We start from the raw sequence: 25848 nt of genomic DNA, 5'->3' as shown, positions 1-25848 counted from the left end.
ACTACTGGTTTAGTGTAACCTACCGTGAACTGGTAAACGGAGAACCTGTAGAGAAAGAGTTTAAAGCTCACTTCTCATTGAAGAGATAGCAGTTTTATGTCAGTTGTATGTTTAATTAAAAAAGGCTTATTGTAAATTTACAATAAGCCTTTTTGCTCTGTAAGCTAATGTATGAAAAGAAATTTATCGTTTACTGTTTCTTCTTCTACTGTTGCTGTAATGAGTGGAGCATGAACCCGAAGTACATCCTGCATTTAACAGGACAATCAGGCAAAGTAAGATACTCAATCCTATAAGCATGGCAGATTCCATTACTATGGATTGATATAATACCAATATCCCCATAATCATTTTTACGATTCGTATTACAGTCCAGTTCTTAAAAATAGCATCCATCATTTATTGTTTACAGCATTGTTGTAGGGCAAACATAATCACTTATATTGAATTTACCCGATTCTTTAATGGCTTTAAATCCGCCTTTAACATCTATCAGGTTATCAAAGCCTCTGGCTTTAAGTATAGATATAAATATCATGGAACGGTAACCTCCGGCACAATGTACATAGTAGGTTTTATTTTTGCTCACATCGGCTATATGGTCATTAATGTAATCTAAAGCAATGTTCTCTGAATCAATTATACGTTCAGAGTAATGTTCGCTTGCTTTCCTTACATCAAGGATGTTTATGTTAGGGTTTTTTTCCAGTATGGCAGCAAATTCATCTGTAGTTATGGATGTGATATTATCTGTTTCATTTCCGGTATTACTCCACGCTTCTATTCCTCCGTCAAGGTAACCAATAGCACTGTCATAACCTACACGGGCAAGTCGGGTAACTACTTCCTCTTCACGACCTTTGTCGGCAACGATAAGTAAAGGCTGTTTGATATCGGGTATCAGGGCACCTACCCACGGAGCAAAATTACCGTCAATACCAATATTAATGCTATTTGGGATAAAGCCTTTAGCAAAAACCTGAGGTTCCCTTGTGTCCAGTATAATGGCTCCGGTCTCATTTGCTGCAGCTTCAAAAGCAGCAGGCGACAGGGCCTGTAATCCTTTACTAAGTACATTATCAATACTTTCGTATCCTTTAATATTCATCAAAACATTTTCGGGGAAATATGCCGGAGGCGGCATAAGTCCGTCAAGTACCTTTTCAATAAAGTCCTCCCTATTCATAGGTTGCAGAGCATAGTTGGTACGTTTTTGATTGCCAAGAGTATCGGTTGTTTCCTTACTCATGTTTTTACCGCAAGCCGAACCCGCACCATGCGCCGGATAAACAATAATATCATCGGCTAGCGGAAGTATTTTATTATGTAGTGAATCGTACAAATGAGAAGCAAGCTTATCCTGAGTTAAATCGGCAATCACTTTCTGCGCAAGGTCAGGACGGCCTACATCACCAATAAATAGTGTGTCACCAGTAAATAGGGCAACATCTTTTCCGTTTTCATCTTTGAGCAAGTAACACGTACTTTCCATAGTATGTCCCGGTGTGTGTATTACCTGTATAGTTATGTTGCCAAGGGTAAGTATTTCACCATCTTCTGCCACATGAGCGTTAAAAGCAGGTTTGGCAGTTGGGCCAAACACAATAGTCGCTCCTGTTTTTTTGGCAAGATCCAAATGACCGCTAACAAAATCGGCATGGAAATGGGTTTCCAGTACGTATTTGATTTTTGCATTATCCTTATCGGCTTTAGCGATATAAGGTTGAACCTCACGTAGCGGGTCTATAATAGCAGCCTCTCCATTACTTTCAATATAGTAAGCACCCTGTGCTAAGCATCCTGTGTAAATTTGTTCGATTTTCATGATTGTTGTTTTTTGTTATTGTACTGTAAAAGTATAACCAGTTATCAGTGTGTGCAGTAACAAAAGTTACAGATGTTTATTTTAAATTATAGGTACATGTTATACATCTTTACCTTTAAGCATTTTGTTCCAATACAGGTAGGGTAACATATATTTTTTAAGAAGCCATAGCCTCCAGTGTTCCTTATAACTTTTAAAAATGAGCATTTGTTTTAACTTAGAGTCAGGAGTAAACTCGTTCTTATAGTTAAATTCGGCTAAAACCATTTTGCCATATCCTGTAATAAGTGGACAGGAAGAGTATCCTTCATAAGACTTGTCGTTAGCAGGCTGATTTTTAATGAGCTTTATTATATTATGGATTACTACGGGTACCTGTTTTCTTATTGCAGCTCCGGTTTTTGCTGTAGGCAATGCTGCAACATCGCCAAGGCCAAAAATATTTTGATATTGTTTATGCTGAAGACTGTTTATATCTACATCCAGCCAACCGGCATCATTAGCCAATTCTGAATTTCTTATGAAAGTTGGAGCCGTTTGAGGTGGAGCCAGATGCAAAAAATCAAAAGGCATCTCAATGGTAGATTCTCCCTGTTGTTTTTCTCCTAAAACATTTCCTTCATTAATGATACACTTGTTATCCTCGGGGGCCACATTTTTGAAGTAAACAATTTTATTGTCAGCATCAATTTTAACCGGAGCATAAAAAGGTTTGAAATGAATATTGTAACGATGTATGACTTTCATAAGAGTTTGAGCAATGATTTTTACTCCGAATATTACAGAACCCGGTGTGGCAAATACCACATTGGTTTTAGTGTCAATCCCTTTTTTTCTAAAGTAATCGGCAGCCAGATACATTATTTTTTGTGGAGCACCACCACATTTTATTGGTGTAGTGGGTTGTGTGAATACAGCATTCCCGCCTTTGAATTCCTGAAGTTTTTTCCATGTATATTCGGGGTTTATATAATTACTGCATACCACTCCTTTTTCGACAGCATCGGAAAGACCTTCAATTAGAGAAAGGTCATTAACTAGGCCCGGTGCAATAATAAGGTAGTCATAAATTACAGTACCGCTGTTTTGTGTGCATACAGAATTTTTTGAAGGAATAAAACCTGTAGCGAAGTCCTTTATCCATGTTACGCCATTGGGAATACATTCCTTCATTGGTTTAGCCGTTTTACTATAGTCATAAGTGCCGGCTCCTACCAGGGTCCATGCCGGCTGGTAGTAGTGAATACCCGAAGGTTCGATTATGGCAATATCTTTAACCTTATGTTTTTTTGTAAGTTGTGCTGCTGCCATTATACCGGCTGTACCACCACCTATAATGACAATTTGGTATTTAGTTTCCATGTTTATTAGTTTTTAGTAAAGCTATTGATACACAACTAAATAAACTGTAACAAAAGTTACACTGCCAAATAAATGCTCAGGGTTATTGGCTTGTAATGCAAAGCATTACTTTTTTATTGCTGTTAGCCTGATTACCGCAGCCTTACCTTCGTGATATTTCCCTTCAGATAAGGAAATTTCTTTTTCATGGCATTCCGAAAAATTAAAATTATCCTGAAAGTCAGCTTTAAGATTTTCTATGGTGTACAGCATAGAGGCGTCTTTTGGTCCTCCAGCGGTAGGGTTTTGCTTTTGATTTTCTATATGAGATAAATTAAAACCCTCAATAATAAGTGTTCCACCTTTTTTGAGTAACGAATTGACTTTTTTGTGGTACTCGGTTCTTTGTGTTGATGGAAAGTGAGCATAGATAAGCGCTATTACATCAAATGATTGAATTGATGTATTAAAGTCGTTTATATTACTTATCGTATAGTTGATATTGGTATTATTTTGTTGTGCGAGTGCCAATGCTTTTTTTCTGCCTTCTGTACTGATGTCGAAAGCATGTACATCCCATCCGTTCTTAGCGGCATATGCAGCATTACGTCCTTCGCCTTCTGCGGGCAATAAAATTTTTCCGGGATTTAACTTATCAAGTTGTTCTCTAAAATAGATATTAGGATCAATGCCATAGGCATAATCTGGCTGACTGTATCTTGTATTCCAAAAATCCTCCATTACTTTTTTTACAAACTTATATTTTTATGATAATTATGACTGTAACCCAAGTTACATAAAAAAATAACCCGCTTATATAAGCGGGTTAAACCATTTTAAAGTAATGATAGAAAATTATTAAAAAACTATAACTATTCCATTAACCATGCAGCGGCCTGTTCTATAGATTCGGTAAATTCATGGGAGGCATTTGGAACTGTTTGCAGTTCCCAGTTAAACGTGCTGCTTGAAGTAGCCGCTGCATTTTCACTTAGGTTAAAAAAGTGTATGGCACGGTCATATCGGGTAAGTCCCTGTAGGTCTACCGTGCTGTTATGTCTCAATCCGGGTGAGTTTGGTTCGGTATCATTTTTGCCTACCTGTATCAGTACTTTTCTGGCAAAATAATTTGAAGGATTAATATCGGCAAGCGGACTCTCGGCCAGTCCGTAAGGAAATTCAATAGAGGTATCAATATCAGTATACCATCCTGCTCCCGATGCCAAAGCCTTGTTTAAATGTGCTGCTGAATCCAGTAATATGAATTTTTGAAGAAATTGTGCTCCTGCCGAGTGCCCGTACATATTGTAAGTTAAAACAGATGTTGGCGTAACCGATTTAATATAACTGAACAAAGGTTTTATTATGGAAAATGTCCATTCACTTTCGGGGTTTAGTGTAGCAGCAGAAGGGTTATCACCATCTGTAAACATGTTTCCTAAATTATAAGCGTCACCACCCGGGTAGTAAGCGTCTGAAAATTCGGGAGCAACAATAATGGTCTTATTAGTTTCGGCATATGTAATCCAGGCATCCCTGTAATCTACCGCATTACGGTTTGCACCATGTAAAGCAAACAGAACAGGAGTAGTACTGTCGCTGTTTTCGGGAACATAGTAATATACATTAACCGGTTTTGATGAAAGCGGTTCGTAACCTTGGTAGGTAAATACACCTTTTCCTTCCAGCATATCGGTCTGTTTGTAAGACACATCGTTTTTATCACATCCGGTTAAGGAAAGGGTAAGCAGTAAGACGAATAAATATTTCATTTGTATTCTTTTCACAAAAGAATTGAAAATAAAAGCTATATAAACATACCAATTTAAATTTTGTAAGCATACCGCTTACAGGTGCTTTTGTGCAAAATCATTATAAGTACGCACCATTTCCATTATTTTTTTAGTCATAAGATGTTTTCTAACTGCCGAATAACCCAGTATTAGTCCGTTTTGCTCATCATTAATAAAACATTTACTGTACTGATGGGCTATAAGCTGATGCTGTGTGAGTTCGTCTACCAGTTCCTTATCATTAAAAGACGGGGGAACCGATGCCAACAGATGCAGGCTTCGTGTAGCAGAATCATTAAGCTTAAAGGACTCGTGTATATTATTGTTTATCAAACGGGTGAAAAGTTCCTTTCGTTCATCGGCTACCTCTATCACATTTTTAATATGGTTAAAGAGGTAGTTCTTTTCAATAAACTGACTCATTACAATTTGATTGTAGGGCGATACGAAACGGTGGGAGTGCTTTTGCAGTGCTGTAATAACATCCAGTAAATAGTAGGGTACTATCATGTAGCCAAGCCTTATGGAAGGGTGTAGCAAACGGTTAAAGGTGCCAAGGTATACTGTTCTGTTATCGTTGTCCATTTCAAAAATGGTAGGGTCTTTAAGTCCCCAATTACTTATCTCGTGGTCGTAATCATTTTCAATAATGATAGACTCGTTTTGTTTAGCCCAGTCTATAACTTCCTGTTTGCGTTTTTTTGTCATTTTCACTCCGGTTGGGTAATGATTGGACGGAGTAACATGAATAATTTTTGGTTTAAACGCTTCATTGCTTTCGGGCAGACAAATACCTTCGCTGTCAAGAGGGAAAGCATTAATGTCAGCCTCGAGGCTCCTGAAAATAGAGTGCACATTAGGGAAAGTTGGGTTTTCCATAATTACGGCATTCCCTCTGTCCAAGAGTGCTGTGCCTAATAGGTAAAGTGACTGCAACGACCCTGATACTATTATTATCTGTTCATAATCACATTTTATACCCCGCATAAGGTATAGGTAATTGGCAATATTCTTTTTAAGGTTTTTAATCCCTGATGAGTTAGAATAGGTTAGGGAAGAAGCCTTTATGTTGCGCCAGTACAGGTTGGATAGTTTTTTCCATTGGTTTACCGGGAATATGTCCAGAGGCGGTAATCCCGGCCTGAAGGCTATGTATTTGTCTGATGTGGTATTAATAAGGTGTACGTTATGCTGAAAGCTAACGCCTGATTTTGATATTTTAGGGTATTTAACCTGTGGGTTAACCTTGTCTTTGGCAGTAATGTTCTTTTCCTGTCTGGGTAGTATTTTATAGCCAGACCCTTTTTTTGCTTCAACAAAGCCTTCTATAATAAGTAATTCGTATGCTTTTATTACGGTGCTTCTTGAAACCGAAAGGTATTCACTAAGATTTCGCGTAGAGGGTAAATAAGCACCTTCAAGCAACTGGTATTGCTCAATAATATTCTTTAAGTACTCGGTGAGCCTCACGAACTTAAGGGTATTCTGGCTTTGATTTGCTGAATTAAAGTCTGAATTTAGAATATGTGTGATAATATCCATTAACTGGTATGCTTATAAAATTTAAATTGGTATGTTAAAGATATTAAAAAGTTTACTCTCTTTGGCAAATAAATAATTAAATAATTATAAAACGAAATCGTTTTAAAAAACGATATTAATAAAAAAACAAGTTAATTATTTAAGAATAGATTGTTTTGTTACAGATATTGCTGAGTTGGTGAGGTTGTGAAAAAGGTTATCTGTAAATACTGAAAATAAATTTACAATGCAATTTAAAAAGGTACCGGTCCTTATTGCAAAACTATATTCATAACTATTACCATCACGCTAACTTAAACACTTAAAATTATGAAAACCAATTTGATTAAGTATATGGCAGGGTGCTTTATCCTTGTCCAGCTTTTAACAGGTTGTAGTACAGATGACGTGGAGCCGACAGAAGATGGTGGCGGAACGACTCCTGACTTAGTACTTATACCGGATGATGCTTTTGGTGAATACATGTTATATAATGAGACAGCAGGGGTATATGAAGTGGTGGAAGACGGAGCCGTACACTATTACCTTGATCCAACAGAAGTAGCTGCCGTAAATGAACTTTTACTAAGTAAAACCAGTAGTAATGTCGCAAATTTAACGACGGCAGGACTGGCAACAGCCGAGACAAAAATTACCGACCTTACAGGTATTGAATATTTTGTAGGGTTGCAACATTTGGTACTTACTTCAAATAGTGTTACCAGTCTAGACGTTTCAGACCTTACTGTATTACAGGAACTGGAACTTAACTTTAACCTTATTGCTAGTCTGGATTTATCAAATAATCCACAGCTAACCCTGCTACGATATAAAGGAAGCTCAAGTGCCGAAGAGAATCAGAAACTTTCTACTATCGATTTGAGTAACAATACGGCATTAAAACATTTATACTTGCCTAACCACAATTTTGTTACTATTGATTTGTCTAACAATTTAGCCATAGACGAAATGCTGGATATGAGTGGTAATCCGGGGCCTGACGGAGATCCTGATACGGCAGATATTGTTGTCCCGGCAGCAATTTACGATCAGTTGACTCCTGAAAACAGATTAGGAGTAGTGTCTGACGCTAATGTTACAGCTACAGTATTTTTAGCTGTAGACAACGAAACAATATCTGAAGCCGATGGTATAGCTACAGTAACAGTATCATTAAATGCTGTAACAAATCAGGATGTTACTGTTGTATTAAGTGTTGCCGGTACGGCTACACTTAATACTGATTATACTCTAAGTACAACTTCTATAGTAGTACCCGCCGGGCAAACATCGGCGACAGCCACATTATCTGCAATACAGGATGATGAGGCTGAAGGTAATGAAACGGTAGTACTTGATATTGAAAGTGTAACCAATGCCGAAGCAGCCGAAAATCAGGCAGTGACTATAAATATTGAAGACGACGAAATCGTGATTTCACTACTAATAAACGAAGTGCTTTACGATCCTTCTAACGATGCGTTGGACGGTGATGCAAATGGTGACGGTGCATACAGTCAGGCTGAAGATGAGTTTATTGAATTCTATAATGATTCAGACGATGCGCTGGATATGAGTGGCTTTATGATTTATGATGCCGACGGATATTTGGCAAGTACTCCTAACCATACTTTCCCGGCAGGTACAATAGTACCGGCACACGGTGCAATTGTAGTGTTTGGCGGTGGTACACCTACCGGAAGTTTTGGTGGTGCCGTGGTACAAACCTCAACAACTGGTGATTTAAATATGAATAATGCAGATGATCTTATGACAATCACTGATGCCGAAGGTAATGTACTGCTTACCTTTAATATCGAACCGCTGTCTAACAACCCTAACGAATCGTATACCAGAAATCCTGATATTACGGGAGAATTTGTACAGCACAGCTCAGTAAACGGAGCCTTATTCTCTCCGGGTACAAAAGCAGACGGAACCTCATTTTAATTAATTATAAGAGTTAGTATACAATGATAACAGGCCCAATTATAGCAATAGTATTTATTGTATTGGTAGCAACACTGTTGCTAAAAAAATACTATCCGCATGCGGTATTGCTTATAGCAGGATTATTAATGCTTACCGTAGCCTACTTTTTACCGGGGTATGATCCCTTCCCGGAGTTCAAAAAAGGCTTTATAGGTTTCAACATTTTTAAGGCTGTAAGAAATTCGTTTGCCGGAACTAACGCAGGTGTTGGGTTAATGATAATGGCTATTGGTGGTTTTGTGGCTTATATAGATAAAATAGGCGCATCTAAATCTTTAGTATATATAGCTTTAAAACCATTGGGCCTGTTTAAAAAATATCCATACATAGCTGCTTCACTGGTTATTCCTATAGGGCAGATACTGTTTGTATGTATCCCGTCGGCGGCGGGCTTGGGATTGTTACTAATGGCTTCGGTTTTCCCTATCCTTATCAATCTGGGGGTAACAAGGCTATCGGCAGTTTCGGTAATAACAGCCTGTACGGCTTTTGGTATGGGACCTGCATCGGCCATTACGGTAAGTGCAACTTCAATTATGGAGACCGATACCGTAGGTTATTTTATAAGGGAACAGATACCGCTTGCCATTCCGCTTAACTTAACGCTTATGATTACCTATTACTTTGTAAACAGGTATTATGATAAAAAGAATAATGTAGCACAACACGAAGTGGAGGTTAAGGAACCCGAACTTACTGCTCCGCTATACTACGGTATAATCCCTATTATGCCTTTAATACTACTGATTTTATTTTCGGATATATTCAATTTCTTTGGTGATGAAATAGTATTAGACACTACTACGGTAATGTTTATCAGCCTTTTTGTAGCACTGATTTTTGAAATGATACGAAAAAAATCGGTAAAAGATGTACTGAAATCGCTTACCATTTTCTGGTCGGGCATGGGGGATATATTCAAAACTGTGGTAACCCTTATCATCGCTGCCGATATATTCTCGCAGGGACTTATAGGCCTTGGCTTTATTGAGGGACTTATAAATACTTCCCAGCACCTTGGTTTTGGAGCTATAGGTATAGGAATCGTTATGGCGGTAATGATATTTTTGGCCTCTATGCTTATGGGTAGCGGTAATGCGGCCTTCTTCGCTTTTGGTCCGCTAATCCCTAATATAGCATCAAAGCTTGGGGTAAAAACTACTACTATATTACTGCCTATGCAGTTTTCGGCCTCAATGGGAAGAACCGTATCTCCGGTGGCAGGAGTAATGATTGCTACAGCAGAAATAGCCAAAGTACAGGTAATGGAAATTGTAAAACGCAATTTGATTCCGCTTGTTTCGGCTTTACTAGTCATGTTAATTTATTATTACATATAAAATATGCTTACACTAATAAAAAATGCTAACGTATATGCTCCCCAGCACTTAGGTACAAAAGACATACTTGTAGGAGGAGAGAAAATACTGGCTATAGAAGATAATATAGAACCCCATTCAACTTTCACAAAGATTATAGATGCTAAGGGTAAAGTTGTTACCCCGGGGTTTATAGATCAGCATGTGCACATAATTGGGGCAGGGGGTAAGCATGGCTATGCCTCTATGACGCCCGAAATTATGCTTGGTGAATTTGTAGCCTGCGGGTCGACTACCGTGGTAGGGCTATTGGGTACCGATGGTACTGCCCGTAGCGTGAAAACACTTTATGCAAAAACTAAAGCCCTTACTGATGAGGGGATGAGTGCTTATATGTTTACCAGTTATTTCAGTATAGATCCTGTTACCATTACCAGTAATATACAGGATGACATGGTGTTTATAGATAAGGTAATAGGCTGTAAGGTGGCTATAAGCGATGAACGCTCGTCTTATCCAACGGCTCACGAACTTTTAAAGCACTTAAGGGAAGTAAGGGTAGGCGGACAGATTGCCGGTAAAAAGGGAGTACTGCATATTCACTTAGGGAAGATGTCTTCACAAATAGACATACTACTTGAAATCGTAAAGAAATACGAGTTTCCTATAGAAAACATATCACCAACCCACGTAGGGAGAACAAAATCACTGTTCGATCAGTCTCTTGAGTTTGCCAAACTGGGTGGTATGATTGATATTACTACAGGAGGTACTAAGTATACAGATCCTTATAAATCGGTACTGTATGCACTGGAGCAGGGTATATCTATAGACCAGTTAACCTTTAGTAGCGACGGTAATGCCGGATTAGGTAAAACAGATGAGACAGGTAAGGTTATAGGTTTTAAAAAGGCTCCTGTTAATCTTAACTACGAACAGTTCAGGGCACTGGTAAAAGATGGCGGACTGCCAATAGACCAGGCTGTAAAACTAATAACCAGTAACCCTGCCAAGAACCTGGCATTAAAGCAAAAAGGTACTATTGGAGTAGGGTTTGATGCCGATTTCTGCTTTTTAGATGATGATTTGACGCTGACAGATGTAATTGCCAGAGGCAAGGTAATGATGGCTGATAAAGAGATTATTGTAAAAGGTAATTTTGAACACTAACAGATAATGAAAAAGTATATACTATTAATCACGGTTTTACTGCTTAGTGCCGTTAAAATGTCTGCCCAGGTACATTTGGATAAATACAACTTTGGAGAAGGACTTAATTTTAGCGGAGACAGTGGGTACAGCATGAGGCTACAGGGGTATGTACAGCCTTATACCGAGTTTAAGAAAGCCGAAAACGACAGCGACCTGTATACCAGGTTCAGGATGCGACGCCTCAGGCTTAGGCTTTCGGGGGAGTCGGCAGATACAAAATTTAGCTATAGGTTACAGGTAGATCTTAGTGGTTCTACCGAAGCCGATACCGATGAAGGGAGTAACAATATGCTTCTGGATGCTTTTGTTACCTATGATTTTTCCAAAAACTGGTCGGTTAGCTTTGGGCAAAAAATGACCCCTACAGATAACCTTGAGCTTAGCATGGGTTCGCAAACACTTCAGTTACCTGAGCGTAGCAGGCTTACTTCGGTATTTGCTTCCATAAGGGAATTCGGGTTGTTCTTTAACGGATCGTACAGGTTAAGCGGCGGCGATATGTATTTAAAACCTGCGGTTGCCATTACTAATGGTGACGGTATGAATGTTTTTGATAAAGACCACGGAGGTTTTAAATATGGCGGTAGGCTGGACTTCCTTCCTTTCGGGTTGTTTAACAAATTTGGACAATACCGTCAGGCTGATATTCAAAGGGAACTTACCCCAAAAATCCTTATTGGTGTTAACTACAGCTACAATGACGGAGTGAGTAGTAGGAGAGGCCGTAACAGCGGATCCATATTGTACCTTGATGATAGCAATAATGAGGCACTACCTGATTATGAAAAGTTTGGTATTGACTTCCTTTTAAAATATCAGGGCTTTTCCTTATTGGGAGAGTTTGTAAAATCAAACGCTTATATAGATAACAGTATTACCCAAAGGGTACGTACCGATGGTTCTGTTTCTTCAAGTTTTGAGGTAGATGGGATTCAGGATGTAACGAACTACATTAAGAACAGAATGATGCTGGGGCAGGGGTATAATGTACAGGCAGGTTATGTGTTTAAAAACCTGTGGTCTGTAGACGGAAGGTACACTCACCTTGAAGCCGATAAGTATTCTTTCCTTAATAACGGAGCATTTTATGCAAGGCCTAACTACTATACACTGGGTGTAACCAAGTATATGAGGCGTAATTATGGAGCCAAGATACAGGCTTCCATAACTTATGTTGACACGGCTCCCGAAGCTACCAACAACGATGGTGAGCTGGTAAACGGTAACGAGTGGATAGGAAGATTAATTTTTACAGTAAGTTTCTAAATATCAGGAGATGAAAAATATAATAACAATTTTGGTATTAAGTTGCACATGGCTTTGTTCGGCGCAGCTTTTTAATCCTCAGAAGAAGGAAATGACCGAAAAGTTCTTTCCTGAATTTGAAGTGGAGATAAATACTCCGGCTTTTGATAAAAAGAAAGGCTTTACCAAGTATGACGAAATGATGCCTTTCCTTCAAAAACTGGTTGATAGCCATAAGGATATTGCAGAGATGACATTTATTGGCAAAAGCCAGAAAGGGAGAGATATTCCTTATATCCATATCAACAAGAAATCAGGAGTTAACGATAAGGTTAAGGTATGGATTCAGGCCGGTATTCACGGTAACGAGCCTGCCAGTAGCGAAGGGGTACTTTACTTAATAGAGCAGTTGCTTAACAACAGTGAATACAGTACTTATCTTGATCAACTGGAAATAGGTATAATACCTATGGCAAACATAGACGGTTATAACAAACAGAACCGATATGCTGCAAACGGGCTCGATCTTAACAGGGACCAAACCAAACTTATGGTTCAGGAAAGTGTATACCTTAAAAAGGCATTTACTGATTTTGGTGCCGAAGTAGCGCTTGATTTCCACGAGTTCCAACCTTTTAGGAAGGATTATCTTGAAATGGGGGAGTTTGGGTATTCCAACCCATATGATGTAATGCTTTTATACACAGGTAATCTTAACGTGCCAAAAGAATTAAGAGACCTTACGCAGTTTGGGTTTATCAAAAACACTAAAGATATCTTGGCTACTCATAACCTAACAAGTCACGATTACTATACTACTGCCGATGTTCACGGATTCACGGTATTCAATCAGGGATCGGTTAATGCAAGGGCAAGTGCTACTTCATACGCATTAAGCAACTGTGTGTCTACCCTTGTGGAAGTAAGAGGTATAGACTTAGGGAGGACTTCCTTTAAGAGAAGGATAATGACTACTTTCTATATTGCTGTTTCCTATATGAATACAGCTATGGAAAACAAGACCGAACTGAGAAGGATTTTAAAACAATCGGAAGAGTCGGGTAACGATGTGGTTGTTTCGTCAAAAAGGGAAGCTTCAAGGTCTGAACTGGAATTTATAGACATAGCCAGTAACACAAAAGTAAAGGAGGAAGTAAACCTTCGTGATGCCTTAAAGTCACAACCTGTATTAAAAAGGGATATGCCTACAGCCTACATTATTTTACCTGAGCATACCGCACTTATAGAAAAGCTGAAAGTACTGGGTGTGGAAGCACAACAGCTTAAAGAGACTCAGGACATAGAAGTGGAAAGCTACAAAGTAGTAAAATATAAAAGGGATGCCCGAAAGTATGAAGGTATGAACAGACAGTACGTAACTACCGAAAAGGTAACCGAAACCAAAAACTTCCCTGCCGGAACTTATATTATTTATACCAGTCAGAAAAACAAGGGACTGGCAATTGAAACACTGGAACCCGAAGCAGATAACAGCTTTATCTCTTTTGGGGTATTGAGAACAAACCTGGGAGAGGAACTTCCTATTTACCGTTATATGAAATCTAAACTTTAAGTATAGCACGCAACATGAAAAAAATAATTTTATATATACCGCTTATACTGGCTTTAAAGCTATCTGCTCAGGATAATGTAAGCACTGTAAACGAAGTGAAGTTTGAGCAGGGCAGCGGACTCAATTTTGGCTTTGACAACAATAACTACCAGTTTAATATTGGAGGCTTTATACAGCCTGGATATACCTATAGTAAATTTGAACATCAGGATGCCGAAAATACCATGAAGGTGAACCGTGCTTACTTTACCGTAGGCGGTAAAGCGTTAAAGGAAAAGGTGAGCTTTTTTATCCAAACCGATTTTAGCCTGTCTAACCCTTTACTGGATGCATGGGTTGCCTATCACCCAACAAGTAATATAAACGTTACCGTGGGGCAAAAAAGAACTTTTTTAAACAACAGGGAAATGACCATTAATGAGGATAAGTTCCAGTTTACTGGCAGGAGTATGTTAAGTACAGGACTTTCCAATACAGGTAGGGAGTTTGGTGTTTTTCTTGACGGAACCTTTAGTATAGGTAACTTTGGCTTTGTACCTCAGGTTGCCCTTACTTCGGGAGACGGGAGAAACTCTTTTGGGTCAGACTCAAGGGATGCTGATTTTGGCGGATTTAAATATGGCGGTCGTCTTGATTTATATCCGTTAGGATTTTTTATGGAAGGTAACCGGAATACAACAGCTGATTTACTACACGAAGGAAGTTTAAAAATGGTAGTAGGTGGTGCTGCAAGTTACAATGATGGTGCTAGTAATGGTGTAGGTGAGGGTCATGGTGATTTTGATCTTTATAACGAAGACGGCGGACTACAGTACCCTGATTACAGAAAAATGTATGCCGATATATTATTAAAATACCAAGGTTTTTCATTATTGGGAGAGTATGCCAATACCAGTGCAACAGGTTTAGAACAAACATTTATTAACCAGGCAGGGACTGTGGTATTACAACCTATGCAAATAAGTTCTATGTTAGTACTGGGTGATGCTTATAATGTACAATTAGGGTATGCTACCCTTAACGGTTATGCTGTAGATGTACGTTATACAAACCTTATACCTGAGTTTAAGGATTATAGCAGTTCACTAATGGAAGAGACCAAGGCCTATACTTTAGGATTGTCTAAATACATTAAAGGAAACAGCCTTAAAATCCAAACTGCTTTATCGAGTATAGAGTATAAAACCAGTAAAGAAATAAGGGCAGAATTACTATTTCAGATAGTATTTTAGTGCAAAAAAAGGATAACTTTACTTTATGAAATTATTTAGATCAGGCTCTGAAAAGAAGATAGTTTTTAAAATTATGGGACCGCTTCTTTTTATTTTTCTGGAAATACTGGGGCCTCCTCAATCTTTAAATGCAAGTGCCTACCATGTGGCATGTGTTACACTTTGGATGGCTTTTTGGTGGATAACCGAGGCCATTCCAATTGCAGCAACTGCATTATTACCCATAGTACTTTTTCCTTTACTTGGTGTGCTGGACCTACAGTCTACCACAACCAGTTATGGACATAAATATATTTTCCTCTACTTGGGAGGTTTTATACTGGCCATAGCCATTGAACGCTGGAATTTACATCAGCGTATGGCCCTTACCATTATACGGTATGTAGGGGGGAAGCTGTCTCAAATTATACTGGGCTTTATGATTGCCACAGCTTTTTTATCCATGTGGATATCAAACACGGCGACTTCGGTAATGATGTTGCCTATAGGTATGGCAGTAGTAAAACAGTTTAAGGATGGTTCGCCCGGAAACAAAATGGGAGATTATTTTGGTAAGGCATTAATGCTGGGAATAGCCTACAGCGCCTCTATAGGAGGTATAGCTACTTTAATAGGTACGCCGCCTAACCTTGTATTGGCAGGAGTGTTGGAAAAAATATACCATGTTAAAATAGGTTTTTTTCAGTGGATGAAGTTTGGGCTTCCTATTTCGATACTATTACTTGTACTATGCTGGAAATACCTAACGGCTTATTCCTTTAAATTTAAATCGGTTGAGTTTCCGGGAGGAAGAGAAGAGATAGACAGGATTTACAATAAGTTGGGAAAAATGAGTTTTGAGGAAAAACGTGTTTCCGTGATTTTCATACTAACAGCCTGTGCATGGATTTTCAGGGGATTGATTCAAAAGGTAATTCCTACTATAGATGATACTATTATAGCAATGGCTGCTGCTATATTGTTATTCATTATTCCGTCAGGAGAAAACAAAAAGGCCCTGTTAACCTGGGAAGACACAGTTAAGCTGCCTTGGGGTGTTATCTTGCTTTTTGGTGGAGGTATGGCGTTGGCAGAAGGTTTTTCGAGTACGGGACTTGCCGAATGGGTTGCCGAACGTATGACAGGCATGGAGAATGTAAATCTGTTCGTGTTGATACTTATTTTGGTTACTCTTGTAAATTTCCTAACCGAGGTTACCTCAAATATGGCTACTACAGCTATTATTTTACCGGTGTTGGCACCTATGGCTCTTTCGCTTGATGTGCATCCTTACCTTATAATGACAGGAGTAACGCTGGCAGCATCGTGTGCATTTATGCTTCCTGTAGCCACACCCCCTAATGCTATAGTGTTTGGTTCGGGTTATTTACGAATATCTGATATGGTTAAAAGCGGAATTGTAATGAATCTCGTTTCAATACTTATAATTACGCTTATGGTTTACTTCCTGCTTCCGGTTATATGGGGAATGGATTCGGTAAATTTCCCTGCTATTTTTGTCAAATAGCAAAAGCAATGAAACAATATATAAAACCCGGTTTATGATTATTCATAACCGGGTTTATTTTTTAATGTGATATTGTATCTGTTACAGGCATAAATACAAATCTTGGATTGCTGAAGTCTAAGGGAATATCAGGGCTAAAATGCGGAATATTGACAAACTCTACCACAACACCTTTGCCTTCCAGTAAATAGCCATCCTTTTTTAAAAGAGCAATGGGAACCCTTTTTTTATTGGTTCCTGCCCAGGGCTTATAATAATAGTTGCCAATAAGGGTATCACCTTTAATTTTTCCTCTAACCTGCCCAATGTCCGAACCGTTTACACCATTAATAATTTCATATCGGCCATAAAATTCTGTACCCACAATATTAAGATCTAAAATACCTTTTAGCTTACCGTTTTCGGCAATGTAACGCGAAGGTTTATCAGTATCATTATTGCCTTTTTTGCATCCTGTAAATAATAACAGAACAAAAGCAATACATACTATTATTCGTTTTAAATGTTTTTGCATGTGTAGAGTTATATTATATAAGGCAAATAGTGAAGGAGCTTCCCTCGTTACTACTCTTGTAATTTAAATAACCTCCGTGAGCATCTACAATGTTTTTTGATAGTGTTAGCCCTATACCGGCACCGTCTTTACGGGTGGTAAAAAAGGGAAGGAATATCTTGTCTTCTATTTCCTTATCAACGCCCAGTCCGGTGTCAGATATGGTAATAAAAGTGCGCTCCTGTCTTACTTCAGCCGTAAGGGTTATTATTTTATTTTGCCTGCCCTCCAGCGCATACATGCTATTAGTAAGCAAATTGATAAATACCTGTTCCATTTGGTTGGCATCGACCATTAACCAATAGGTTTCGGCAATTTCATTATTAATGGTAATACCTGCTTTTTTTAGTAGGGGTGTCATTACTAAAAGGGTATCGTTTACAAGCTTTGTAAGTTCGGTTCTTTCTTTGTTAGGAGAAGGTAGCATTGCCAGTTTCCTGTAGCTTTCTATAAAGTTTTGGAGGTGGTCACTACGGTGTATCATGGTATTTACACTCTCCCTTATATCATTCATATCTTCTTCAGAAAGCGTTTCCTGTTGTGCCAGTTCATTAAGGTTTTGAGTTAGCGAACGTATAGGAGTAATGGAGTTCATCAGCTCGTGTGAAATAACCTTCATCAGGTTAATCCAGGCATCTTTTTCCTTTTTAGCTACTACCTTTTGAATAGAGTCTAAAAGAATGATATAATACTCCTGTCCAAAGGTAACCGACTTGGAGGTTTGCAGCATGTAGGTTTGGCTTTCCTCATCGTCTATCCGTATTTGTGCTGATACTCTAAAATCTTCAAACTTTCTTTCCTCAATGATAGCGCATAATGCAGGGAGCTGTTTTTTGAGATATTTCCAATGTGATACTCGTGGTGTTTGGAAATGTTGTGAGAAATAATCATTCATGAGGAATACACTCCATTCCTCATTGGTTTTGTTGAGTATAATTACTCCGGTTTCAATGTTGTTTAAAATAGAACGGTATACCAAGTCTTTTGTAAGCTGTTCGTGTTGTCGTGCCTTAAGGGTATCATATAGCTTAAACAAATTTTTATAGTTCTCAAAATCGCTGTGCCTTGAAAAATCGGCCGAGAAGTCGTCACTAAGTATGGCTGTGATGGTTTTATCGTAAAACAGATAGGTATTTCTAATAAAATAAAACAGCTCTGCCATTAGCAGTACACAAACTATTATACAGAATATAGCCGAATAGGGAAGTCCTTTAGCAAGAGCATAAACTCCAAGTCCGCCTGAAATCATTATAAAGATTAGGCGAAGAAAAAAGAGCTGATAAAGTTTTAGTGATTTCATACCTTATTTTTTACCTAATTCATACTTATCTATCCTGCGGTAGAGAGCAGCTCTTGAGAGTCCCAGTTCCTCGGCAGTTTTACTAATGTTGTTATTGTGCTTTTGCAGGGCACGCTCTATGGCTGTTTTTTCCATATCAGACAGTTGCGTGTCCTGTGTACTATCAACTTCTGCCACTTCCTCTAAATCGAGGTCGGTAGCCGTAATTTCATTTTCCTCACATAATATAACAGCACGCTCTATACGGTTTTCCATTTCCCTGATGTTACCGTTCCAGGCGTGTTTTTCAATTTGTTCTAAAGCTGTTTTAGAGAAACTAAGGTTTGTCCTGTCATACTTGGTTTCCATTTTATTTAATAGAAAAGAAGCCAGGTCAATCAGGTCTTCAGTACGCTCTCTTAGCGGAGGTAATACTATTTCCATAGTATTGATACGATAGTACAAATCTTCCCTAAACAGTTTTGAGGCTACTTCCTCTTTCAGGTCGGCATTAGTAGCAGTAATAATCCTAACGTCTACAGCTCGGGGTTTTGCCTCACCAAGCCTAGTAACCTGTTTGTTTTGTATAACCTGTAATAGTTTTGATTGCAGGTGTAAGGGAATGTTACCAATTTCATCAAGAAATATGGTACCATTGTGTGCCATTTCAAACCGACCCGCAGTATCGGTTTTGGCATCGGTAAAAGCACCTTTGGCGTAACCAAACAATTCACTTTCAAATATATTTTCGTTAAGCGCACCTAAATCCACATTTATAAATGGTTTTGTAGCTCTTGGCGATTTTTGGTGTATATGGTTTGCCATAACATATTTACCGGTACCGTTTTCTCCCAATATTAATACATTTGCATCGGTTTTGGCAACTTTGTCGGCGAGTGAATAAGCTTTTTTAATGGCAACCGACTCTCCTACAAAATAGTTGTCTTTATCTGGTTTGACAGCTTCCTGTTTTCTTTCTTTACGGCTTTCGGTAACGGCAGCTTTTACAACTTCAACCAGTTTGTTGTTATCCCAGGGTTTTAATAAATAGTCAAAAGCCCCCAGTTTTAGTCCTTCAACAGCGGTTTCTACTTTCCCAAAGGCTGTCATGAGTATCATAACTGTTTTAGGGGAGAAGGTTTTTATTTCTTTAAGCAGGTATATGCCTTCGCGTCCGTCTTCAAAACCAATACGGTAATTCATGTCCAAAAGCACTACATCAATTTGATTTTCTGCCAATACCTCAACAGCCTTTTTAGGGTCGTTTAGCGTAAAAATTTGTTGAAAATGTTTTTTTAAAACCATTTTAGCGGCAAAAAGTATGTCTTCCTTATCATCAATAACTAAGATGTTGGCATGCGTTTTTTTCATTGATTGTGCGGTTTCGGACAAATACTGTTCGATATCGGACAGTATTGTTTATTGAGTTTTTTTTATTTAGCTGGTTTATAGTTGGTTGTGAATTTTAAATGCGTGGCACGAAATTGTACTTATATATGCCAAACGAACTTAAACATGGACACCATCATTAACCGTAAAAATAAAAAAAATAAATATCTGCTATTAGCAGTTCCCGCTTTTTTACTGTTGGGATACTTTGTGTATGCTGCCGTAACCAAGAAAAGAAGCCTTACCGTGACAAAAAGTGAAATAACCATTAAGACAGTAGAGAAAGACTATTTTGAAGACTTTATTGTTTTTCAGGCAAAGGTAGAGCCGTTAAACTCCATGCTGCTTAATGTGATTGAAGGCGGAGCTGTACAGGAAATATTTGTTGAGAACGGTGATATGGTAGAAAAAGGTGAACCGCTTGCAAGGCTTTATAATCCTAATACCGAACTGAACTATGTTACACAGGAAACCTCAATAATAGAACAGATAAATAACCTTAGCAAAGCAAAGCTTGACCTGCGCAATCAGGAGCTGAGCATGGCAAAAGATCTTATAGCGATAGACCACGATTTTCAGGATGCCAAAAATCAGTACGACCTGCATGAAAAGCTTTACAGTGAAGAGATACTTTCTAAAAATGAATGGGAAAAAACACAGGAAAACTTCAGGTTTCAAAAGGAACGTAAAAACATAATACAGCAAAGTATACAAAAGGAAAAACAGGCCAACCAGATACAGATAGCACAAATATCCCAATCGCAGGCTATTATGTATAAAAGTCTTGATATTTTAAGGGAGAACAAAAAACACTTTTTGGTAACGGCTCCGCTTGCCGGTCGGCTTACCTCTTTTGAGCCCGTATTGGGTAAAAACTACCAGAGTGGTGATAATATAGGTAAGATAGATGTAATGAACGGATATAAACTGGTAGCCGAGGTAGATGAATTTTATCTGCAAAGGGTAACAGTAAACCAAAAAGGAAAAATAGACCATAAGGGTGAAATGATAGATGTGGTAGTTACCAAGGTAATCCCAGAGATTATTAACGGTCGTTTTATTGTAGAGCTAAATTTTGCTGCCGACAAGGAACTGAAATTACAGCAGGGATTAAGCTTTGGGGTTAGATTAATGCTTTCTGAAAAGGAAAAAACGCTGGTAATGCCTAAAGGCAGATTTACAGAGGAAACATCTGGTAAATGGATATTTGTGGTAAACGGCAATAAGGCCGAAAAGCGTGAAATAAAACTGGGAAGGGAAAACCCGGTTTATCATGAGGTACTGGGAGGCCTAAAAGAAGGCGATAGGGTAATAACATCAAACTATGTTGATTATACCGATGTGGAAATTTTAAATTTGGAATAAAGTTATAAATACAGAACCGTGGGTTCAGTCATCATCAGAATAAAAATTAATCAACCAATTAATTAACTTATGAAACACATTTTGTTTAGCCTTTTAGTTGTAATTATATCATATTCAAGTGCTTTTGCGCAGAACTGTAACTGTGAAGAAAATTTTAAATGGGTAAAAAAGACCTTTGAAGAAAATGATGCAGGATTTCATTATGCCTTAAGCATTAAAGGAGAAGAGGCTTATAAAAAGCATAACGAACTTTATGAAAGTAAAGTAAAAGAAATAACAGACCTGAGTGAATGTGCAGATGTTATTTATGACTGGTTGACTTTTTTCAGAAAAGGACATTTTTATATTGATATAATTCAAAGCAGTAATGAAGTAACAGAGACGACTATAAATAATAATGAGAACTGGGAAAAGTATCCTATTACTGAAGAAGAGTTTAATAAATACCTTTCTAAAGGAAAACTTGAATCTTTTGATGGAATTTGGAAAACAGATCCTTATAAAATAGGTGTTATTAAAACAAAATCAGGATATACCGGTTTTATACTTGACGGAGGTAATACTCCATGGCAAAAGTATGAGGTGAAGTTTAAGTTGGATGTCACTAAACCTAATAAATATGAAGGTACTTTTTATTTGAGAAATTATAACGGATATAAGCTTAATGATATTATACAGTTAGGGGAGAATACTTTACAGTTTGACGGTATTTTTCTTGAAAGAGAAACCCCCAGGTTTAAAGATACTAAACAAATAAAAAGTTACCTGGAGCTTATTAAGGCTGACAAGCCTTTAGTACAACAATATTCTGACTCTACCATAGTGTTACGCATACCTTCATTTTCAAATGGTTATAAAAGGGAGATTGACAGTGTAATAGTAGCTAATCATGATAAAATCATATCAACCCCAAACCTTATAATAGATATACGAAATAACGGAGGAGGATCTGATGGCAGCTACAGTGAAATCATACCCTATTTATATACTAACCCAATTCGTATTGTTGGTATGGAGTTACTTTCCACCCCACTTAATAACAAGCGTATGGAAAGTTATATGGATAATCCTGATTTAACAAAAGAAGATAAAAAAGAACTACAGAAATCTTTAAAAGTACTTAATGGTAACCTTGGCAAATTTGTAAATCTTGGCGATAAAAAGGTCTATATACAGGAACTTGATACTGTATACAGTTATCCTAAAAATGTAGGAATACTAATAAATAAAGGCAATGGCAGTACAAGCGAACAGTTTTTGCTGGCCGCAAAACAAAGTAGTAAAACCAAACTGTTTGGTACAACTACGGCAGGAGTACTAGACATCTCAAATATGTATTATGCGATATCTCCTTCAGGAGATCTAAAGCTGGGGTACTGCCTGTCTAAAAGTTATCGAATACCTGATATGGCAATTGATGGTAAAGGTATTTTACCTGATTATTATCTGGATAATGAAATCCCCCAGTCTGAATGGGTACAATATGCACAAGACAGTTTTAGTAGAAATAAATAACCAACAAAAAATACAATCATGATCAAAATAGAAAACCTTTCAAAAGTATTCAGAACTGAAGAAGTTGAAACAAAAGCATTAAACGATATATCTATCGAAGTTAAAAAGGGCGAGTTTGTTACTATTATGGGGGCATCGGGCTGTGGTAAGTCAACACTGCTTAATATAGTGGGACTGTTAGACAGCGCATCGGGCGGAAGTTACAAACTGCTGGACAAGGAAATAAATGGACTTAGCGAAAGTGAAAAGGCTAAAGTAAGAAAGGAAAACATAGGTTTTGTATTCCAAAATTTCAACTTGATAGATGAGCTTTCAGTTTATGATAACATAGAACTACCACTTATTTACAACAATGTTCCGTCGGGCGAAAGGAAAAAAAGGGTTGAGGAAATTGCAGAGCGTTTGGGTATTTCACACAGGTTAAAGCATTATCCGCAACAGTTATCGGGAGGGCAGCAGCAAAGAGCTGCCGTAGCAAGGGCGCTGGTGAATAATCCTAAAATAATTCTTGCCGATGAGCCTACAGGTAATCTGGACAGTAAAAACGGTAACGAAGTAATGGAGCTGTTAACAGATTTACACGCTAACGGAGCAACAATACTTATGGTTACGCACTCTGAATATGATGCTTCATTCTCTCAAAAAACAATCTATATGAAAGACGGTATGATACTCAAGGAGAAACTAAACAACAGGAATGTAGATGTTCTTATATCTAACTAAGAACAACAGGAGTCAATCATCAGTCAAAATCAATTAAAACCAATCACCATGTTAAAAAACTGGCTAAAAATATTTTTATACAATGCAAGGAAGAATAAGTTCTTCACAGCCCTTAATACGTTGGGGTTAAGTATTGGTATAGCCGCACTTATATTTGCCATATTGTACTGGAATGAGGAGCATAGTTATAACCAGTGGAATCCTGAAAAAGATACTGTGTTTACCGTTGCAACCCATTTGGGTAACGATATAGTTTGGCCTTACAGTGTATACCCGTTGGCAAAATACATGAAAGACGAACCGTCAATAGAGGAGTTTTGTTATTTCAATAACTGGTATTACTATGAGCTGGTACATTACGGAGAAAAAAAACAACAGATAAATATACTGGATGCCCAAAAGAATTTCTTTGATTTCTGTCCGTTTCAATTTGTAAAAGGAGATATTAATAATGCATTTCCCGATGTAAACAGTATTGTACTGGAAGAGAAAACAGCCCAGTCGCTTTTTGGAAAGGAAGATCCTATAGGAAAGGAAGTTACGTATTCAGGTAGGAAACTTGTTGTAAGAGGAGTGTATAAAATACCCGGAAAATCATCCTTTGATCCTGATGCGATTACTAATTTAATAGAAGGAACAAGGCTTAAAGGTAATGAGGACGGATGGGGTAATTTTAACTTCGGGCTGATGCTGAAAACCAAATCATCTGAAGATGCTGATAAAGCCAGGGAAGCGGTTGAAAACATCTATCTTGATTACAGAACAAAGCTTTACGCTAAAGAAGAAGGGCTTTCGGTTGATGAGTACATTAAAACAAACGGCACAATCAAAATAAAACTGACCTCTTTGGCTAACAGCCGTCTTCATTCTCCGGTAGAAGATACACCAGAAGGGCAGGGTAACTATCAGTTTATGCTTATTATGCTTGGCCTTTCTGTACTAATTTTAATACTTTCAATAGTAAACTACGTAAACCTTGCTACGGCAAATGCTATTAAAAGAGCTAAGGAGGTAGGTGTACGCAAAATACTGGGCGCCACAAAGAAAAACATAGTTAAGCAGTTTATTTTTGAAACGGTAATGGTTACAATAATGGCAATTGTACTGGCTCTTGTAATTGTAGAGCTATCACTGCCTTATTATAATGATTTCCTTAATAAATCACTGGTTATAAGTAGCGGTCAGTTTTATCTTCAGCTTATAGTAATATTTTTTGTAGTGGTTTTTATGGCAGGTATGTTGCCGGCAATATACGTTTCTAATTTTAATACTCTAAAAGTACTTAGAGGGAATTTTGGGAGAAGTAAAAACGGAGTATGGTTACGTAATGGTATGTTGGTACTACAGTTTGCCATCGCAGCCTTTTTTATAATAGGTTCCTATATCGTTCATCAGCAGGTAGATTATATGAGTAATAAAGATTTGGGATTTAAAGGAGATCAGGTTATAGAAATTTACTACAGAAGACCTTACAATGATGACCCGGCGATAATGTTTAATAACTATACTATTGTTAAGCAGGAACTAAGTAAAATTAAAGGAGTACAGGCCGTAGCAGCTACAGCATTCTCTTTGGGTGGGGGAGCTGGTTCTTCTTCGGGTTTTACTTATAAAGATCAACGTATACAAGCTCAAAACATGGCGGCTGATTTTGGTTTCCTTGAAATGATGCAAATTAAAATGGCTAAGGGAAGGGCACTGTCAGATAAGTTTTCGTCAGATACTATAAACGGAATGATGATAAATGAAACGGCAATGAAATTGATGAAGGAAAAAGATCCTATTGGAAAAACTATTGACTGGAATGGTGAAAAGCTTCATGTTGTTGGTGTTGTAAAGGATTTTCATTTAAACGGACCTCAAAATGAAATACCACCTATGTCCTTCTTCCATTTTAAGACCATTGACTGGATGACTTATAATTTGGATAAGGTCTATGTAAAAATATCGGCAGATGAAATGGGTTCGGCTTTAGAAGACATAGAAAAGTTTTGGGTTTCTAAGGTAGATACAGAATATCCTTTCGGCTATGAGTTTGTAAACAAAAAATATCAAAGAAGCTATCAGGAATATGTAAATCAAAAAAATCTGTTTTCTCTTCTAAACGGTGTGGTTATACTTATCGCACTATTCGGATTGTTTGCACTGGCTTCCTATAGTATACAACGCAAAATGAAAGATATTGCCATACGTAAAACTCTAGGGGCAGAGACTAAAGTGCTGCTTAGAGAACTGTCTAAACAGTATATACTGTTTTGTGTTGCGGGTTTTATTCTGGCAACTGTCCCAGCATGGATATTACTTAACAAGTGGCTTGAAAATTTTGCTTACAGGGTAGATGTTTCGTTTGTACCTTTTATTATAGGCTTTATAGTATTGATGATACTTACACTTGTTGTAGTACTATCCAGAGCGTATGCCGCTACGAGGGTTAATATTCTTAAATACCTTAAATACGAATAGT

Annotated in this window: 20 protein-coding genes; 11 read left to right on the top strand and 9 right to left on the bottom strand. The window is 37.8% G+C overall.

Translation table 11 applies throughout. The annotated features are described in order from the left end of the window. Positions 1-183: 183 nt before the first annotated feature. The 6 genes from V3Z67_RS17145 to pdxR form a co-directional block, all read right to left on the bottom strand. The gene (locus V3Z67_RS17145) at positions 184-399 is read right to left on the bottom strand and encodes a hypothetical protein (protein WP_330444482.1); all 216 of its coding nucleotides are present in this window, start codon (positions 397-399) and stop codon (positions 184-186) included. A 7-nt stretch (positions 400-406) separates the two neighbouring features. After that, positions 407-1825 carry an MBL fold metallo-hydrolase gene (locus V3Z67_RS17140; RefSeq protein WP_330444481.1) on the bottom strand — a complete coding sequence of 473 codons (1419 nt, stop codon included), beginning with the start codon at positions 1823-1825 and terminating at the stop codon, positions 407-409. A 99-nt stretch (positions 1826-1924) separates the two neighbouring features. Next, a complete protein-coding gene (locus V3Z67_RS17135; protein WP_330444480.1) occupies positions 1925-3187 on the bottom strand; it encodes an NAD(P)/FAD-dependent oxidoreductase in 1263 nt (420 codons plus the stop codon). A gap of 105 nt (positions 3188-3292) precedes the next feature. Then, on the bottom strand, positions 3293-3907 hold the full coding sequence (locus tag V3Z67_RS17130; RefSeq protein WP_330444479.1) for a class I SAM-dependent methyltransferase: 615 nt from the start codon (positions 3905-3907) through the stop codon (positions 3293-3295). 131 nt (positions 3908-4038) lie between these two features. Then, a complete protein-coding gene (locus V3Z67_RS17125; protein WP_330444478.1) occupies positions 4039-4938 on the bottom strand; it encodes a hypothetical protein in 900 nt (299 codons plus the stop codon). 75 nt (positions 4939-5013) lie between these two features. Next, the gene (gene pdxR / locus V3Z67_RS17120; protein WP_330444477.1) at positions 5014-6501 is read right to left on the bottom strand and encodes a MocR-like pyridoxine biosynthesis transcription factor PdxR; all 1488 of its coding nucleotides are present in this window, start codon (positions 6499-6501) and stop codon (positions 5014-5016) included. Positions 6502-6810: 309 nt separating this feature from the next. Between pdxR and V3Z67_RS17115 the strand changes: the two genes are divergently transcribed. The 7 genes from V3Z67_RS17115 to V3Z67_RS17085 are packed head-to-tail and all read left to right on the top strand — an operon-like array spanning position 6811 to position 16560. Next, complete coding sequence (locus V3Z67_RS17115; RefSeq protein WP_330444476.1) at positions 6811-8430, top strand: lamin tail domain-containing protein; 1620 nt, start codon at positions 6811-6813, stop codon at positions 8428-8430. A gap of 23 nt (positions 8431-8453) precedes the next feature. Then, positions 8454-9812 carry a C4-dicarboxylate transporter DcuC gene (gene dcuC, locus V3Z67_RS17110; protein WP_330444475.1) on the top strand — a complete coding sequence of 453 codons (1359 nt, stop codon included), beginning with the start codon at positions 8454-8456 and terminating at the stop codon, positions 9810-9812. A gap of 3 nt (positions 9813-9815) precedes the next feature. Beyond that, positions 9816-10961, top strand: a complete 1146-nt coding sequence (gene iadA, locus V3Z67_RS17105) for a beta-aspartyl-peptidase (protein WP_330444474.1) — start codon at positions 9816-9818, stop codon at positions 10959-10961. Between the two features lie 6 nt (positions 10962-10967). Further along, positions 10968-12269: a porin gene (locus V3Z67_RS17100; protein WP_330444473.1), complete on the top strand. Its 1302-nt coding sequence runs from the start codon at positions 10968-10970 to the stop codon at positions 12267-12269. Positions 12270-12279: 10 nt separating this feature from the next. After that, a complete protein-coding gene (locus tag V3Z67_RS17095) occupies positions 12280-13821 on the top strand; it encodes a M14 family zinc carboxypeptidase (RefSeq protein WP_330444472.1) in 1542 nt (513 codons plus the stop codon). Between the two features lie 14 nt (positions 13822-13835). After that, positions 13836-15053, top strand: a complete 1218-nt coding sequence (locus V3Z67_RS17090) for a porin (protein ID WP_330444471.1) — start codon at positions 13836-13838, stop codon at positions 15051-15053. Positions 15054-15078: 25 nt separating this feature from the next. Next, positions 15079-16560, top strand: coding sequence for an SLC13 family permease (locus V3Z67_RS17085; protein ID WP_330444470.1), 1482 nt, complete (start codon positions 15079-15081; stop codon positions 16558-16560). Positions 16561-16621: 61 nt separating this feature from the next. On the opposite strand, the gene V3Z67_RS17080 is transcribed toward V3Z67_RS17085, so the two are convergent. The 3 genes from V3Z67_RS17080 to V3Z67_RS17070 are packed head-to-tail and all read right to left on the bottom strand — an operon-like array spanning position 16622 to position 19763. Then, entirely contained in the window at positions 16622-17074 is a 453-nt protein-coding gene (locus V3Z67_RS17080) for a hypothetical protein (RefSeq protein ID WP_330444469.1), read from the bottom strand. Positions 17075-17087: 13 nt separating this feature from the next. Then, positions 17088-18413, bottom strand: a complete 1326-nt coding sequence (locus tag V3Z67_RS17075) for a sensor histidine kinase (RefSeq protein WP_330444468.1) — start codon at positions 18411-18413, stop codon at positions 17088-17090. A gap of 3 nt (positions 18414-18416) precedes the next feature. Further along, positions 18417-19763 carry a sigma-54-dependent transcriptional regulator gene (locus tag V3Z67_RS17070; protein ID WP_330444467.1) on the bottom strand — a complete coding sequence of 449 codons (1347 nt, stop codon included), beginning with the start codon at positions 19761-19763 and terminating at the stop codon, positions 18417-18419. Between the two features lie 144 nt (positions 19764-19907). Between V3Z67_RS17070 and V3Z67_RS17065 the strand changes: the two genes are divergently transcribed. The 4 genes from V3Z67_RS17065 to V3Z67_RS17050 all read left to right on the top strand — a co-directional run bounded on the left by V3Z67_RS17065 (position 19908) and on the right by V3Z67_RS17050 (position 25847). After that, positions 19908-21146 (top strand): efflux RND transporter periplasmic adaptor subunit, encoded by a 1239-nt coding sequence (locus V3Z67_RS17065; protein WP_330444466.1) that lies wholly within the window; start codon positions 19908-19910, stop codon positions 21144-21146. A gap of 69 nt (positions 21147-21215) precedes the next feature. Then, complete coding sequence (locus tag V3Z67_RS17060) at positions 21216-22661, top strand: S41 family peptidase (RefSeq protein ID WP_330444465.1); 1446 nt, start codon at positions 21216-21218, stop codon at positions 22659-22661. 18 nt (positions 22662-22679) lie between these two features. After that, positions 22680-23384 (top strand): ABC transporter ATP-binding protein, encoded by a 705-nt coding sequence (locus V3Z67_RS17055; protein WP_330444464.1) that lies wholly within the window; start codon positions 22680-22682, stop codon positions 23382-23384. Between the two features lie 48 nt (positions 23385-23432). Further along, the gene (locus tag V3Z67_RS17050; protein ID WP_330444463.1) at positions 23433-25847 is read left to right on the top strand and encodes an ABC transporter permease; all 2415 of its coding nucleotides are present in this window, start codon (positions 23433-23435) and stop codon (positions 25845-25847) included. Position 25848: the final 1 nt, after the last annotated feature.

Source organism: Flavobacterium sp. C4GT6 (genome assembly GCF_036347315.1).
Classification (GTDB): Bacteria; Bacteroidota; Bacteroidia; order Flavobacteriales; family Flavobacteriaceae; genus Flavobacterium.
This window is presented reverse-complemented; position numbering and strand designations above follow the sequence as displayed.